The organism is Amycolatopsis sp. La24, assembly GCF_029087445.1.
Lineage (GTDB): Bacteria > Actinomycetota > Actinomycetes > Mycobacteriales > Pseudonocardiaceae > Amycolatopsis > Amycolatopsis nivea.
In genome coordinates this window covers 20545-36511 of sequence record NZ_JARACH010000032.1, presented here as the reverse complement: position 1 = coordinate 36511, position 15967 = coordinate 20545, and the positions used below count along the sequence as shown (strand labels likewise).

Annotated in this window: 13 protein-coding genes and 1 riboswitch; of the genes, 7 read left to right on the top strand and 6 right to left on the bottom strand. The window is 68.8% G+C overall.

The window, feature by feature from the left end; all coding sequences use genetic code 11:
* The first annotated feature begins 9 nt into the window (after positions 1-9).
* Positions 10-1083, top strand: coding sequence for a ribonucleotide-diphosphate reductase subunit beta (locus PUT80_RS27065; protein ID WP_134663605.1), 1074 nt, complete (start codon positions 10-12; stop codon positions 1081-1083).
* Positions 1084-1152: 69 nt separating this feature from the next.
* On the opposite strand, the gene PUT80_RS27060 is transcribed toward PUT80_RS27065, so the two are convergent.
* Positions 1153-1461: a metalloregulator ArsR/SmtB family transcription factor gene (locus PUT80_RS27060; RefSeq protein WP_275293919.1), complete on the bottom strand. Its 309-nt coding sequence runs from the start codon at positions 1459-1461 to the stop codon at positions 1153-1155.
* Positions 1462-1542: 81 nt separating this feature from the next.
* Between PUT80_RS27060 and PUT80_RS27055 the strand changes: the two genes are divergently transcribed.
* From PUT80_RS27055 to PUT80_RS27035, 5 genes are all read left to right on the top strand, one after another.
* Positions 1543-1830, top strand: a complete 288-nt coding sequence (locus PUT80_RS27055) for a muconolactone Delta-isomerase family protein (protein WP_275293918.1) — start codon at positions 1543-1545, stop codon at positions 1828-1830.
* 74 nt (positions 1831-1904) lie between these two features.
* Positions 1905-2093, top strand: a riboswitch (cobalamin riboswitch).
* 114 nt (positions 2094-2207) lie between these two features.
* Complete coding sequence (gene metE / locus PUT80_RS27050) at positions 2208-4472, top strand: 5-methyltetrahydropteroyltriglutamate--homocysteine S-methyltransferase (protein WP_275293917.1); 2265 nt, start codon at positions 2208-2210, stop codon at positions 4470-4472.
* 257 nt (positions 4473-4729) lie between these two features.
* Positions 4730-6133, top strand: a complete 1404-nt coding sequence (locus tag PUT80_RS27045; RefSeq protein WP_134663625.1) for a cytochrome P450 — start codon at positions 4730-4732, stop codon at positions 6131-6133.
* A 264-nt stretch (positions 6134-6397) separates the two neighbouring features.
* Complete coding sequence (locus PUT80_RS27040) at positions 6398-8233, top strand: diguanylate cyclase (protein ID WP_275293916.1); 1836 nt, start codon at positions 6398-6400, stop codon at positions 8231-8233.
* Positions 8234-8303: 70 nt separating this feature from the next.
* Positions 8304-8762 (top strand): peroxiredoxin, encoded by a 459-nt coding sequence (locus PUT80_RS27035; protein WP_275293915.1) that lies wholly within the window; start codon positions 8304-8306, stop codon positions 8760-8762.
* Positions 8763-8896: 134 nt separating this feature from the next.
* On the opposite strand, the gene PUT80_RS27030 is transcribed toward PUT80_RS27035, so the two are convergent.
* From PUT80_RS27030 to PUT80_RS27015, 4 genes are all read right to left on the bottom strand, one after another.
* Positions 8897-9421, bottom strand: a complete 525-nt coding sequence (locus tag PUT80_RS27030) for a GNAT family N-acetyltransferase (RefSeq protein WP_275293914.1) — start codon at positions 9419-9421, stop codon at positions 8897-8899.
* Positions 9422-9495: 74 nt separating this feature from the next.
* Positions 9496-10692 (bottom strand): LCP family protein, encoded by a 1197-nt coding sequence (locus PUT80_RS27025; protein ID WP_275293913.1) that lies wholly within the window; start codon positions 10690-10692, stop codon positions 9496-9498.
* A 109-nt stretch (positions 10693-10801) separates the two neighbouring features.
* The gene (locus PUT80_RS27020) at positions 10802-12064 is read right to left on the bottom strand and encodes a cyclopropane-fatty-acyl-phospholipid synthase family protein (protein ID WP_051729088.1); all 1263 of its coding nucleotides are present in this window, start codon (positions 12062-12064) and stop codon (positions 10802-10804) included.
* 90 nt (positions 12065-12154) lie between these two features.
* Positions 12155-12895 (bottom strand): alpha/beta fold hydrolase, encoded by a 741-nt coding sequence (locus tag PUT80_RS27015; protein WP_275293912.1) that lies wholly within the window; start codon positions 12893-12895, stop codon positions 12155-12157.
* 66 nt (positions 12896-12961) lie between these two features.
* Here PUT80_RS27015 and PUT80_RS27010 point away from each other — a divergent pair, with 66 nt between their 5' ends.
* On the top strand, positions 12962-13690 hold the full coding sequence (locus PUT80_RS27010) for an SIS domain-containing protein (RefSeq protein ID WP_275293911.1): 729 nt from the start codon (positions 12962-12964) through the stop codon (positions 13688-13690).
* A gap of 343 nt (positions 13691-14033) precedes the next feature.
* On the opposite strand, the gene PUT80_RS27005 is transcribed toward PUT80_RS27010, so the two are convergent.
* Complete coding sequence (locus tag PUT80_RS27005) at positions 14034-15899, bottom strand: ABC transporter ATP-binding protein (RefSeq protein ID WP_037814719.1); 1866 nt, start codon at positions 15897-15899, stop codon at positions 14034-14036.
* Between the last annotated feature and the right edge of the window lie 68 nt (positions 15900-15967).

Genomic DNA, 15967 nt, shown 5'->3' with positions numbered 1-15967 from the left:
TCCTGAACCATGACGAACGTGGAAACGACGGACGCGACCGGCCTCGGCGAGATCGAGGTCGGCGCGGCCCGGATCAACGTCGACGACAAGCGCATGATCAACGCGCGCGCCGACGTCAACCAGCTGCTGCCGATGAAGTACCGGTGGGCGTGGGACAAGTACCTCGCGGCGTGCAACAACCACTGGATGCCGACCGAGGTCGCGATGCAGGCCGACATCGCGCTGTGGAAGTCGCCGGACGGCCTCACCGAGGACGAGCGGCAGATGCTCAAGCGCAACCTCGGCTTCTTCGCCACGGCGGAGTCCTTGGTGGCCAACAACATCGTGCTCGCGGTGTACCGCCAGATCACGAACCCGGAGTGCCGCCAGTACCTGCTGCGCCAGGCGTTCGAGGAGGCCGTGCACACGCACACCTTCCAGTACATCTGCGAAAGCCTCGGCCTGGTCGAGGGCGAGCTGTTCAACATGTACCGCGAGGTCCCGTCCATTTCAGACAAGGACGCGTGGGCGCTGAAGTACACGCAGAACCTGGAGAACCCGGACTTCGAGACCGGCACGCCGGAAGCCGACCAGGCGTTCCTGCGCGACCTCGTGGCGTTCTACGTGATCTTCGAGGGCATGTGGTTCTACACCGGTTTCGCGCAGATCCTGTCGCTGGGCCGGCGGAACAAGATGGTCGGCATCGCCGAGCAGTACCAGTACATCCTGCGCGACGAGTCGATCCACCTGAACTTCGGCATCGACTGCATCAACCAGATCAAGATCGAGAACCCGCACCTGTGGACCGAAGAGTTCCAGGCCGAGGTGCGCGGAATGCTGCAGGACGCGTGCGAGCTCGAGGTGAAGTACGCCCGAGACACCATGCCGCGCGGCATGCTCGGCCTGTCGGCTGACCTGTGCGAGCAGTACATGCACTTCATCACCGACCGGCGCGCCCAGCAGATCGGCCTCACCCCGATCTACGGCGAGAACGAAAACCCGTTCCCGTGGATGTCCGAGGCGATGGACCTGAAGAAGGAAAAGAACTTCTTCGAAACCCGCGTCATCGAATACCAGTCCGGCGGTGCCCTCGACTGGGACTGATCCCGCTCCGGGAAAGACGCTGAAACTCGGCCGCGCTCCTGGTTCGCCAGGGCGTGGCCGAGTTTCGTTTCACGAGGTCTCGTTCGCCGCCAGCACGCTTTCCAGGACGTCCGGGAAACACCGGAAGGCTTCCTCGCGGAGCGAGACGAAGCAGCGGGTGCCCTCGAGACGATGCCAGGTCAGCCCCGCTTCGCGCAGCGTTTTCATGTGATGGCTCAGCGTGGACGGCCCCACGCCGACCTCGAAATCGCCGCGCGGATGCTCCGCGCGGTCCGCCAGCACCGCCATGATCCGCAGCCGGGCCGGGTCGCCCAGCGCCGACAGCAGGCGCGCGAGCGGGACGTCCCGCGGATCCGGGTGGTCGAGGTGGCGAGCCATGGCACCAGAGTACCCAATATGTTCGATGTTCGACGAATATCGATGATAGCGTGGCGGCACGAACCGACCCAGGAGGACGACGTGGACTTTCTGATTCGCATCGACACGTCTCGCGTGTACGAGCTGCCGGACGGCGAACGCGAGGACGTCATCGCGCGGGAGCACGCCCGCGGCCGCGAGTTGATGGCGCAGGGAGTGCTCCGGCACTTCTGGCGGCTGCCAGGGCGGCGCGCCAACGTCGGCATCTGGACGGCCCCGGAGGCCGATACCCTCCACGAGGCGCTTGCCAGCCTGCCGATCTGGAAGTACGCGGACTTCGACATCACCCCGCTGGCCACCCATCCCTTGACCCGGCAGGCAGCGGCGTGACGATCCCGCACTTCGGGACGCGAGCCTGGCTTGTGCCGCGCACGAGCCGGAACCGCTAAGCTCGCCCACGCCACTGGTTCGCCAGGACGCAGCCGCGTCCCGGCGAGGCAACAGGGAACCCGGTGCGATTCCGGGACTGCCCCGCAGCGGTATGTGGGAACGAAAGCTGTCACCGCGAAACGCGGTAAAGCACTGGGCACCCCGCCTGGGAAGCGACAGCCGGTAGGCACGAGCGATACGCCCACGAGTCCGAATACCTGCCACTGGCACGCACGCCGACGGCGTGCGTGAGTCCGGGCCTCGCGGGAAGGGCACCGACCGAAGCACGACTTCCGCGTGCCCGGACTCTTCCGGCGAGCACGTGAGGATGCATTGCTGTGACCACGATCGGCACCACCGTTCTGGGCTATCCGCGGATCGGCCCGGCCCGAGAACTCAAACGAGCACTCGAGTCCTATTGGTCAGGAAAAACCACCGAAGAAGGCCTTCTGACCGCCGGACGGCAGCTGCGCGAGCAAACCTGGACAACCCTGCGAGACCAAGGCCTCGGCTCGATCCCGTCCAGCACTTTCTCGCTCTACGACCAGGTCTTGGACACCACCGCCCTCTTCGGCGCTCTGCCGGAGCGCTTCACCCGCCTAGGCCTGTCCCCGCTGGACACCTACTTCGCCGCCGCGCGAGGAGTCCCGGACGCACCCGCCCTCGAAATGACGAAGTGGTTCGACACCAACTACCACTACCTGGTCCCGGAACTGGGCCCGAACTCCCGCTTCGCACTCACCGGCACCGCCCCGATCGACGAAGTCCGCGAAGCAAAGGCACTAGGCATCACGCCACGCCCGGTACTCGTCGGACCGGTCACTTTCCTACTGCTGGCCAAGCCCACCGAACCCGGCTTCACCCCGCTGGAACTGCTGGACGAACTACTGCCCGCATATGCCGAACTTCTGGGCAAACTGGCCGACGAGGGCGTCGAATGGGTCCAGTTGGACGAACCAGCCTTCGCGACAGACCGAACCACGCCGGAGTTCAACGCACTCACCCGCGCCTACCACTGGCTGGCCAAGGAACCCCACCGCCCGAAGGTCCTGGCAGCCGGATACTTCGGCGGCCTCGGCCGAGCACTGGGCGTCCTGGCCCGCTCCCCCATCGAAGCAATAGCCGTGGACCTGGTAACCGATGAGTCCTTTGTGGACAAAGTTGCAGCAGAAGGAGCACTGCGAGACAAGGAAGTCCTAGCCGGAGTAGTAGACGGCCGAAATGTCTGGCGCACCGACCCAGACGTCGCACTAGCCCGCGCAGCGCAACTGCGAGACACCGCCGCACGCGTGAGCATCTCGACGTCGTGCTCGCTACTTCACGTCCCCTACGACGTGAACGCGGAAACAGACCTCGCCCCGCGCCTCAAGAACTGGCTGGCTTTCGCGAAGCAAAAGGTGGACGAGGTCGTCCTGCTAGGCCGAGCCCTAAGCGGAGAGACCGCAGACCTCGCTCCAGCCCGAGCGGCCGTCACCGACCGAGCCGGAGCCGCCGAACTCAACGACGCCAGCGTCCGTGCACGAGTCAACGCACTCCGCCCAGTAGACACCGTCCGCGCGCCGTATGCAGAACGCGCTGCGGCACAACAGAAATCCCTGAACCTGCCCCCACTACCGACCACCACAATCGGCTCCTTCCCGCAAACCAGCGAGGTCCGCCGAGCCCGAGCCGCACACCGCGCGGGCAAGATCGACGACACCGCCTACCGCACCGCGATGCGCGCCGAAATCGACCGCGTCGTACGGCTGCAGGAAGACCTGGGCCTAGACGTCCTGGTCCATGGCGAACCCGAGCGCAATGACATGGTCCAGTACTTCGCCGAACAACTGACTGGCTTCGCGGCGACCGCCCTCGGCTGGGTCCAGTCGTACGGATCCCGTTGCGTCCGCCCGCCAATCCTCTTCGGCGACGTCTCCCGGCCGCGACCGATGACCGTCGAATGGGCGCAGTACGCGCAAAGCCGCACTGACCGCCCGGTGAAGGGCATGCTGACCGGCCCGGTCACGATCCTGGCGTGGTCGTTCGTCCGTGACGACCAGCCCCTGGCCGACACCGCACGCCAGGTCGCGCTGGCCGTCCGGGACGAGGTCGCGGACCTGGAGGCCGCCGGAATCCGCATCATTCAGGTCGACGAACCGGCATTGCGCGAGTTGCTGCCGCTGCACGCAGCGGACCGTGACGCGTACTTCGACTGGGCAGTGCCCGCGTTCCGGCTGGCTACTTCGGGCGTCGCGGAAACGACGCAGATCCACACGCACATGTGCTACTCGGAATTCGGCGACGTGCTGCCCGCGATCGACGCCCTTGACGCCGACGTCACCAGCATCGAGGCCGCCCGCTCGAAGATGGAGGTGCTCGCCGACCTGAACGAAGCAGGCTTCGGCCGCGGAGTCGGACCCGGCGTGTACGACATCCACTCGCCGCGCGTGCCGGACCAGACCGAGATGGCGGACTTGGTGCGCACGGCGCTCGGCGCGGTCCCGGCGGACCGGCTGTGGATCAATCCGGACTGCGGTCTCAAGACCCGCAGTTACGCCGAGGTCGAGCCGGCGCTGCGGCATCTGGTCGGCGCGGCCCGGGAACTGCGCGCCGAACCTCGCTGACCCGTCCCGGTGCCGGGCAACACGGCCCGCTGCCCGGCACCGGTCCGAGGATCACCCGAACGGCAGGCCCGCGAGGTATTGTCAATGCGTCAATAACGCGGGACCGTGGAGGCGGCCGATACCCTGACCGGGAGGTGGTCGCCATGGCGGACGTGACCGGAAAGACGAGGCTCCCGGCGGCAGGCGGCGCGCTCGGCAAGGTCGCCCACGCGGGGAGCGACGGCGTCACGCGGCTGTCGGAGAACCTGCGCGGCCGGATGCCGCCGCTGACCGCGATCCCGTTGCCGCGCAAGTTCGACGAACGCTGGCTCGGCGCGCGCTGGCCGGTCCGCGAACTCGCGGCGCCCCCGGCGGGCAGCGGCCTGAAACCGGTGCTCGGCGACGACGGGCCGCCGCTGATCGGCCACACGCTCGACGGGATGCGGTTCGGCCTCGACTTCAGCCTGCACCGCTTCGAGCAGTTCGGCCCGGTGTCGTGGATGGGGGTGTTCGGCCAGCGGATCGTGACCCTGTCCGGAGCCGAGGCCACCCAGGCCGCGCTCGTGAACAAGGACAAGGCGTTTTCCCAGGAGGGCTGGAAGTTCTTCATCGAGCGGTTCTTCGAGCGCGGGCTCATGCTGCTCGATTTCGGCGAGCACCACCTGCACCGGCGGATCATGCAGGAGGCGTTCACGCGCGACCGGCTTCGCGGCTACGTCGCGCAGATGGGTCCGGCGCTGCGCGAGGGCGTCGCCGCGCTGCCTTCCGGCCGCCCCCAGCTGTACTGGGCGTTCAAGCAGCTGACGCTGGACGTCGCGACGCAGGTTTTCATGGGCATGCGCTCCGCCTCCGACGCCGAGCGCATCAACCGCGCGTTCGTGGCCGCTGTGCGCGCCGGTACCGCCGTCGTGCGCTATCCGGTGCCTGGCGGTCGCTGGGCCGCGGGTTTGCGCGGCAGGCGGACGCTGGAGCGCTATTTCGGCGAGAACCTGGCGGCCAAGCGCGACGCGGACGGCGACGACCTGTTCTCCGCGCTCTGCCACGCGGTTTCCGAGGACGGCGACCGGTTCAGCGACGCCGACATCGTCAACCACATGATCTTCCTGATGATGGCCGCGCACGACACGACCACCATCACCGCCAGCGCGATGGCCTACTACCTCGCGAAACACCCGGAATGGCAGGACCGCGCCCGCGAGGAGTCGCTGCGCCTCGGCGACGACCTGCCGGACCTCGACGCGCTGGAAAGCCTCGAAACACTGGATCTGGTGATGAAGGAGGCGCTGCGGCTGCGCGCGCCGGTGCCGTCGCTGGCACGGAAGACCACAAAGGACACTGCCGTCCTCGGCCATTACCTGCCGGAAGGCACCATGGTCGCGGTTTCGCCGACGCTGAACCACTACTCCCCCGAGCACTGGACCGATCCGCTGCGCTTCGACCCCGAGCGGTTCGGCCCGGACCGCCGCGAGGACAAGGCGCACCGGTTCGCATGGATGCCGTTCGGCGGCGGCGCGCACAAGTGCATCGGGCTGCAGTTCGGCGGCCTGGAGGTGAAAGCGCTCATGCACGAGCTGCTGCGGGCGCACCGCTGGTCGGTGCCCGAGGACTACGTCGCGAAGTGGGACTACGTCTCGCTTCCGGTGCCCGCCGACGGACTGCCCGCCCGGTTGGCCTATCGTTGACGGCCGCCGAGCGGGACAGAAAGGTCGACAGCTGGAGACAAAACTGCAGTACAAGCCACCTTCGTGTACTCAAGGTGACTTGATGTCACCAGTTGTGTAGTGCCCATCACTCGTTCAGCCGGTAGACACCCTGTTTGGTCCGTGATGCCGTGGCATCACTTGCGGCCAACTCGTACCCAGTGTGGGTCTTCGGATCCTCCGCACCGGGTCTGAGCTGGTCTTTGTCCGCGTATGAAGAGGTGGAGTGTGCCGGAGCCTGGTGCCATGCCAGGGTTGGTCGACGTCGCGCGCAAGTACGCGGCGGCGCTGACCGACACCAACGGAGTAACGCTCCCTCCCGCCGAGGTGGAGCGGATCCTGCTCGACTTCGCCGGCGAGGTCGCCGCGCGTCCCGAGGACGCGGGCGCCACGCGGCGGTTCACCGCGCTCTTCTCCTCCGTGCCGCTCGGCATCGCGCTCACCGACCCGGCCGGGAACGTCGTCGAGGCGAACGGCGCGCTGGCCCGGTTGCTCGGCACGTCCGCGGCCGCGTTGCGGGACAAGCACATCGCGGATCTCGCCGCCGGCCCGCAGGACGCCACCCGGCTGCGCACCGCGCTCGAAGGCCTCCCGCTCACCGCCGACGCGCGCCGGACCGTGCAGAGCGTGCAGCTCGGCCACAGCCGCGACGGCGAACTGACCACGAACGTCACGCTCGCGTCGCTGCCCGGCGACCGGCCGGGCACGTACTTCCCGGTGTTCATGGCCGCCGATGACGACGACCTGCACCTGCTCGGGGAACGGCTGCGCCACCAGAACCTGCACGACCCGCTGACCGGGCTGCCCAACAGCGCCGCGTTCAACGCCCAGCTCGAACTCGCGCTCGGTTCGGGCGGCTCCTCCGAGATCGCCTTGCTGTACCTGGACATCGACGGGTTCAAGGTGATCAACGACGGGCTCGGCGCCGGCATGGGCGACCAGGTGCTGAAGGAGATCTCGCGGAAACTGACGGCGGTGTTCGCCGGCAAGCACGAGGCCTACGTCGCGCGGCTGTCCGGTGACGGTTTCGCGGTGCTGCTGCGCGGCCCGGAACTGACCGGGCAGGAGACGGTCCTGCTGGCCGACCGGGTGCTCGAGGAACTCAGCGAGCCGGTCTACGTCGACGGACACGGCATCGGCGTCAGCGCGAGCATCGGGATCGTCGTGCGCCCGGCGAACGAAGGCAGCCACGGCGACCTGCTGCGCGCGGCCGAACTGGCGCTGCACCGCGCCAAGGAAGCGGGCAAGGCGCAGTGGATGCTGTTCGACCCGCAGCTCGACGCACGGGACCGCAACCGCTACCAGCTCGGTGCGGTGATCGCCGGCGCGCTGGAGAACGGCGAGTTCTCGCTGATCTACCAGCCGACGGTCAAACTCGCGAAGCCGGACGAGATCGCCGCGGTGAACGCCGGACTGCTCTGGAGCCACCCCGAACGCGGCGAACTCGGACCCGAGGAGTTCTACCCGCTCGCGCAGACCACCGGAATGACCGTGCCGCTCGGCAAATGGCTGCTGCAGGAATCGCTCGGCGCGACCGCGCGCTGGCGCGAACAGTACGGCCCCGCCGCGCCGGACGTGTGCATCCGCCTGCCGAAGCGCCTCGCCACCGACGAAGACCTGGTGCTGATGGTCAAGAACCAGCTCGACCGGCACCGCCTGCCCGCGCGAGCACTGCGGCTGTGCACCGACCGCGAGTCGATGTTCGACAGCGAGGGCGAACTGCTGGACTCGTTCAGCGTGCTCGCCGACCTCGGTGCCCAGCTCGTGCTCACCATCACCGGATCGTCCGACCTGGAACTCATCCCGCGCTACCAGCTCCCGGTGAAACACGTGATCCTGAGCGGCCCGGTCGTCGACGCCCTGGCCGGCCCCGACCCCGCCGAAACCGACGTGCGGCACCTGTCACAGCTGGTCACGCGGGCCAAGGAACTGGGGCTGCGCATCGGCGCGGAGGGCGTGCGCGACCACGGTCATGCCGCACGCCTGCGGGAACAGGGCGTGCTGGCGGCGCGGGGTTCGTTCGTAGCGGAGTCCGCGACGGGCGACGAGGTCGACGAAATGATCGCCCGGCACGCCAGCTGACCCATCCGCCGCCCGCCCGGCGCCGAACCCCCGGGCACGACGACCTCTTTTCCGGAAGGACCCCTCCCCGATGCAGCCTGGCGACCTCGCCCCCGACTTCACCCTCCCCGACGACCAGGGCGTCGAACGCACCCTGTCCGCCCTGCTGGCCGACGGCCCGGTCGTGCTGTTCTTCTACCCGGCCGCGATGACGAGCGGCTGCACCGCCGAAAGCTGCCACTTCCGGGACCTCGCCGCGGAATTCGCCGAGGCGGGCGCGCAACGGGTCGGCATCAGCCCGGACGCGGTCGGCAAACAGCGCGAGTTCTCCGCGAAGCACGGTTTCGACTATCCGCTGCTGTCCGATGTGGACGGCACGGTGGCGAAGCAGTTCGGCGTGTGGCGCAAAATCCTGCCCCTGCACACGAAACGCCAGACGTTCGTGATCGGGCAGGACCGGCGGGTGCTGGACGTGATCAAGAGCGAACTGAACTTCACCGCGCATGCGGATCGGGCATTGAAGGTGCTTCGGGAGCGAGCGGACGCCTGACCTCTTCGGTACCCGTTCCGGCCGGGATTTCCCCAATGTGGCATTGGGTGCATGCGACGCACCCAATGTGGCATTCGGTGCGTCAGACGCACCCAATGCCACATTGGGGCGCTCTCAAGCCGCAGGCAAACCACTCAAGCGGCCCGATCGAGCCGCCACACCACATTCACCCCGCTGCAAGCCGACGGAAGCCGCCCCTCTGCATTCTCCTCCCCCACCCGGGAAAACCCCAGCCGCTCCGGAACCGCGCCGCTGCGGGCGTTCCGCTCGTCGTGCTTGATCAGCACATGCGTGGCGTCCAGCCGCCAAGCCAACGACACCAGCAAAGCGCTCGCCCGCGTCACGTATCCCTTGCCAGTCTGGGACTTCGCGAGCCAGTACCCGATCTCCCACCCGTCCCCGCGACGCATCAAGCCGCAACTGCCCGCCAGTTCGTCGTCCGGCGTGAAAATCGCGTAGTTGTACTCCTCGCCGCTCTCCCACTGCGCGACCGCGCGGGCGAGGAACTCGTCCCCCTTGGCGGAGTCGTAGCCGTCGATCGCCCAGGGCATCCACGCGGCCAGGTGGTCCAAAGATCCCACGACGGTCTCCACCTGCACGTCGCGATGGTCCGGGCGCCAGCGAACGAGGGTGATCACACCGTCGGTGAGAGTGTCCATGCCAGCAATCCTGACAGCAAAAACGGCGGCAGGCTCGCGAATTTCGCGAAGCCCGCCGCCGTCCCCAGCGAACGTCAGTTCATCACGATGTCGGGCGGCACCTCGGTGTCGTTCTTCAGCGCGTCGAACAGCTGCGCCGACTTCTTCTTGTCCCAGTGCTGCGCCGAAGCGTCGGTGATCGGCATCGTCGTGGTCGTGACGCCGTCGGAGGAAATCCCGCGCATCGCGATCGCCAGGCCGACCAGGTTGTGCACGTGGTCGCCGGTGTCCATGGTCAGCGCGTCCGGCGCGGAGCCCAGCAGCGGGAAGAAGTCGAACGGGTTCAGCAGCGTCCCCGGGCTCGCCACCTGGCTCACCAGCGCGCCGATGAACTTCCGCTGGTTCGCGACCCGGTCGAGGTCCGAGCGCGGCGTCGCGGACGCGTGCCGCATCCGGACGAACCCGAGCGCCGACCGGCCGTCGAGCTTCTGGCAGCCCGCCTTGATGTCGATGCCGGTCATCGGGTCGTTCATGTCCTTGTCGATGCACATGTCGACGCCGCCGATCGCGTCGACGATCTTCGCGAAGCCGCCGAAGCCGATCTCCGCGTAGTGGTCCATCCGCAGCCCGGTGGCCTGTTCGACCGTCTGGACCAGCAGTTTCGGCCCGCCGAGCGCGAACGCGGCGTTGATCTTGCTCGTGCCGTGGCCGGGGATCTTCACCTGCGAGTCGCGCGGCAGGCTCAGCAGCGTCGGCTTCGTCGAGTTGTCCGGGAGGTGCGCGATCATGATCGTGTCGGTGCGCTGCCCGCCCGCCTCGCCGGAGTCGCCGGTGGCCAGCCGCTCCTCGTCCTCCGCGGTCAGGCCCTGGCGGCTGTCCGAGCCGACGATCAGCCAGTTCGTGCCCGACGCGGCGGCCGGGCGCCCGGAGTAGTCGCCGATCGCGTCCACCCGGTTGATGGAGAACTCGAGATACGCCCAGATCGCACCGACGAACAGCACGAACACGATCAGGAGCGTCATCAGGATCTTGCCGATGCTCCACCGGCGGCGACGGCGCGGCCGCGGCTGGCGGCCGCCGTGCTCCGGCGGGTCCTGCCTCGGCGGTCCGGGCGGCGGAGCGGGGGCCTCGCCGCGCGCGCCCATCGGCCGGGTGCGGGCGTCGTAGGGGCTCTGCCCTCTCCCCGGCAGCGGCAGCATCTGCGCCCGCTGCTGCTGCTGACGCGGGCGTGCGGGGGGCTGCGGTGGCCTGGGCGGCATCCGCCGCCTGCCGTCGTCGCCTCCGTACGTCATGGGCCTGTCTCCCCGATCCGGTGGGTGTGGCCGCGCAGGATCCTGCACGGTCCTCCTGCGGTGGACGTGCGGGACCCTACGCGGGTTGTTCCGGAAGGGGGAGGAGAGGTCAGCGCGGGTCGGCGAACCCGAACTGGTGGACCTTCAGGTGCCCCGACCGGAACCCGGCCTCGGAGTAGGCGAGGTAGAACTCCCACATCCGCCGGAACACGTCGTCGAACCCGAAGCCGCGGATGTCGTCCCAGCGCTGCTGGAAGCGGTCCCGCCACAGCTTGAGCGTGCGGGCGTAGTCCTGGCCGAACTCGCGCATCCCGGCCAGCTTCAGCCGGGTGTTCTCGCGCATCCCGTCCTCGATCGCCTGCACCGACGGGATGATGCCGCCGGGGAAGACGTACTTGTGGATCCACGTGTAGGACTTGGCCGAGGCCTCCATCCGGTCGTGGTCCATGGTGATCGCCTGCAGGCCGAACTGCCCGCCGGGGCGCAGGCGCTTGCCGATCGTGGAGAAGAACGTGGGCCAGTAGGACGCGCCGACCGCCTCGATCATCTCCACGCTGACCACCGAGTCGTACTCGCCGGTGGCCTCGCGGTAGTCGCACAGCCGCACGTCGACGCGGTCGGACAGGCCCGCCTCGGCGATCCGCGCGTCGGCGAGCACCTTCTGCTCCTGCGAGATGGTCAGCGACGTCACCTTCGCGCCGCGAGAGGCCGCGCGGATGGACAGCTCGCCCCATCCGGTGCCGATTTCCAGCACCTCGCTGCCTTTGCGCACGCCGGCGTAGTCGAGCACGCTGTCGAGCTTGCGGTGCTGCGCCTGGGTGAGCGTGTCCCCGGGCCCGAACAGCGCCGAGGAGTACATCATCGACTCGTCCAGGAACGCGCTGAACAGGTCGTTCGACAGGTCGTAGTGCCGGTGGATGTTCGACCGGGCGCCCTCGATCGTGTTCTCTTCCGCGGACGGCTGCATGCGCTCGGCGAACCGGCGGAACCGCTGCAGGAAGGGCGGCACGAGCGTGGCGAGCCGCTCGGCGAACGGCGTCAGCACGCCGGCCAGGTCTTCCGCGGTCCAGTCGCCGACCAGGTACGCCTCGCCGAAGCCGATCTTCGCGTCGGCTCCGAGCCGGTGGAAGAACGCCGCGGGCCGGTGGATGCGCATCTCCGGCGCGTCCGGGCCGCCCGCGCCGAGCACCGTGCCGTCCGGGAACGTCACCCGCACGTCCAGCGTTTTCACCGCGTGCCGGAAGAGCGCCTCGGCCGCGCGCGCCCGCAGCGGCGAATGCGGCGGCGTGGCGAGACCGGGCCATCGGGATTCGTCGGGCACCGGCTGCGAGACCGCTGAGACCACTGTCGGATCGACTCGTGACGTGGACAAGACACTCCCTCCGAACGGGCTTTTCGAGCCCTTCCCCATGATATTCCCGCTTCGTCCCCGTCGCCCTCGCGACCGGGCCGCACCCTCCGGTTACCCCGGAATGCGCAGCCGGTCGCCGGAGGGGCGGGACCAGGCCTGACGAAGAGTCTCGTCCGTCTCGCCCACTCCGATCCGGTCCAGTGTGAAAGCACACATGAGCCGGGTCCAGACCGCGGGACGGCGGATCATCGAATGGCCCTCGCCGGCGATCTCGAACCGCGCGACCAGGTCGGTGACCTCGCGGGCGCGCGCGGCGAAGGCGTAGGACTCGGCGGGCAAGGTCATCCGGTCGCGGGTGCCGTGCGCGATCAGCACCGCGCGGCCCGCGACGGCGTCGACCGGCTCGCCCTGCGGCGTCCACGGGGCCATCGCGCACACCCCGGTCACCGCGGGATCGTCGGCGACGCGCAGCGCGACGCGGCCGCCCATGGAATGCCCGACGAGGACCACCGGGAGCCCCGGATGGTCGGCGCGGATCCGTTCCAGGGCCCAGCGCGCGTCCGGCACCGGGCTTTCCGTCCGCCCGTTCCAGCCGTACAGCCGGTTCCGCATCAGCCGGACTTCCAGCCCGTGCCGCTTTCCGGCGCGGTGCAGCGAGCGGGCCAGCGGCACCATCCGCTGGTACGCCAGCCGCCACGGCTGGACGGCCGCGGTGCTGCGTTCGGCCCCGCCGTGCAGCACGAGCGCCACCGCGCGGGTCTGCCCGGGGGCCCGCCACACCCGCACAGCCGGATCCGTCCGGCCGTTCCGCCGTTTCCCGTTCACCGGCACCCCCGTTTCGATCAACTCCACGGTAATCCACCACGAAGCGTGTCCACCCGATAGATTCGGTGCCCGGACCCGCGAGGAAGGGCAGGTGTGGTGAGCGCCACGGATCTCGTGAAGAACACTTCGGACCAGCTTGCGGCGGCCGCGGAGGCCAACGCCGCGCACGTGTCCGCCGCCGCCGACCTGCTGCTGGGGGTGATCCGGGCCGACGCGCTGGTCTTCACCGCGGGCGCCGGGCACTCGCTCGCGGCGGTCGCCGAGACGTTCTACCGCGCGGGCGGGCTCGCCTGCGTGTATCCCGTGTACCACCCGGAACTGCTGCCGCTGCACGGCGCGCAGCAGAGCACGCGCACCGAGCGCCGTTCCGGGCTCGCCGAAGAGGTCTTGGCCGAACGCGCACCGGGACCGGACGACGTGCTGGTCGTGTTCTCCACGTCCGGCGTGAATCCGTACCCGGTCGAACTGGCCGCAGGCGCACGCCGCCGCGGCGCCTCGGTGATCGCCGTGACGTCGCGGGCCTGCGTGGCCGCCGCACCGCGCCGGTCCGCCACGACGCTGGTCGAGGAAGGCACCGTGGTGCTGGATTCGCTGGTGATTCCCGGCGATGCCAGCTATCCCGCCTCCGGCCCGCGCACCGGTCCACTGTCCACTGTGGTCAATGCGTTTCTGTGGAACCTGATCCTGGCCGAGGTTTACGACCGCGGCACCGCCGAAGGGCTCGACGTTCCGTTGTGGCGCAGCTCCAATGTGGAGGGTGGGGACGCGGCGAACGCGGCTCTGCTGGCCAAGTACGAACCTCGGGTGCCCGCACTGCGCTGACCCACGCGCCCAATGCGGCATTGGGTGCAGGTGACGCACCGAATGCCACATTGGGTGCGTCGGACGCACCCAATGTGGCATTGGGGCGTTCTCAGTAGCGCGGTGTGCGTTGGGTTCGCGGCAGCGGTGCTCGTCCGGACCCTGCGGAGCACCGACCTACGGCGACCCGCCGAGCAGCCCGCTCCCGCTGAACGTACGTGAGGGGAACCCTGAGGGAATCTGATTCCCTCAGGGTTCCCCTCACGTACGTCGGCGGGAGCGGGGAAGCTACGCGGTTGGGCCGATGCTACGCATCGCCCCAACGACGCCGCGCCAACGAGAAACCCCCACCGGGGCGTTCGGGTCAGGCCGCGGCTGGTTCCTCCGCGAACTGCGTGTGGTACAGCTCCGCGTACCGCCCCTCGGCAGCCAGCAGTTCGTCGTGCGTGCCGCGTTCCACGATGTTCCCGTTTTCCACCACCAGGATCAGATCCGCCGCCCGCACGGTCGACAGCCGGTGCGCGATCACCAGCGACGTCCGGCCTTCCAGCGCGCCGGTGAGCGCTTCGCCCACCGCGGCCTCGGATTCCGAGTCCAGGTGCGCGGTCGCCTCGTCCAGCACCACGACCTTCGGCTGCGCCAGCAGCAAGCGCGCGATGGTCAGCCGCTGCCGTTCGCCGCCGGAGAGGCGGTAGCCGCGTTCGCCGACGGTCGTGTCCAGTCCGTCCGGCAGCGAATGCACCAGATCGCCCAGCCGCGCCTTCTCAAGCGCGGCCCAGATCTCGTCGTCGGCGACGTCCGGGCTCGCGTAGCTCAGGTTGGCCCGGATCGTGTCGTGGAACAGGTGCCCGTCCTGGGTCACCACGCCGACGGTTTCGCGCAGCGAAGCGAAACTCAGGTCCTTGACGTCCACATCGGACAGCCGGACCGAACCGGCGTCCACGTCGTACAGCCGCGGCAGCAGCGAAGCGATCGTCGACTTGCCCGCACCGGACGAACCGACCAGCGCGACCATCTGCCCGGCTTCGGCGCGGAAGCTGATGCCGTGCAGCACCTCTTCGCCGCCCCGGCTGTCCAAAGTGGCCACGTCCTCCAGCGAGGCGAGCGAGAACTTGTCCGCCGCCGGGTACCCGAACTTCACGTCGGAGAACTCGACCGAAACCCCGCCATCGGGCAGCTTCTTCGGCTCCGCCGGTTCCTTGATCATCGGCTCCAGGTCCAGCACCTCGAAGACCCGCTCGAACGACACCAGCGCGGTCATCACGTCCACGCGCACGTTCGCGAGCGCGGTCAGCGGCGTGTACAGCCGGGTCAGCAGCAGCGCCAGCGCGACCACGGTGCCCGGTTCGAGCTTGCCGGTGAGCGCCAGGTAGCCGCCGAGTCCGTAGACGAGCGCCTGCGCGAGCGCGGACACGAGCGTCAGGCTGGTCATGAACCAGCGCGTCAGCATCGCGGTGCGGACGCCGATGTCGCGGACCCGTCCGGCGCGGAGGCCGAAGTCGGCGACCTCCTGGCGCGGCCGTCCGAAGAGCTTCACCAGCGTGGCGCCCGGCGCGGAGAACCGTTCGGTCATCTGCGTGGTCATCCCGGCGTTGAGCTGCGCGGCCTCGCGCTGCAACCCGGCCATGCGGCGGCCCAGCCTGCGGGCGGGCAACACGAAAATCGGCAACAGGACCAGTGCGACGAGCGTGACCTGCCACGAAAGCGACACCATCACCACCAGCGACAGCACCAGCTGGATCACATTGGTGACCAAACCGGACAAAGTCGCCGTGAACGTGCGCTGCGCCCCGATCACGTCGTTGTTGAGCCTGCTGACCAGCGCACCGGTGCGGGTGCGGGTGAAGAACGCGATCGGCAGCTTCTGCACGTGCTCGAACACCGCCACGCGCAGGTCATAGATGATGCCCTCGCCGATCCGCGACGACTGCCAGCGTTCCGCGAGACCGAACCCGGCGTCGAGGATCGCGAGCGCCGCGATCACCACCGACAGCCAGATGACCACGTTCAGCTCGTGCCCGCCCACGATCGCGTCGACGACCTTGCCCGCGAGCACCGGCGTCGTCACGGCGAGCACCGCCGAGATCACGGTGAGCACCAGGAAGGCCAGCAGCCGCTTCCAGTGCGGCCGGGCGAACCGCGCGACCCGGCGGACCGTGCCTCGGGTCAGCGCTTTCGGCGCGTCGCCCGCCCGCATCGCGGAGCTCAGCAGCGCCCAGGTGTTGTCCATCGGAGTGTCCCCCAGCTCGTGAAAACCTCTAGATTAGTTGAACTTTTTTCCGGAGATGCCCTGCACAA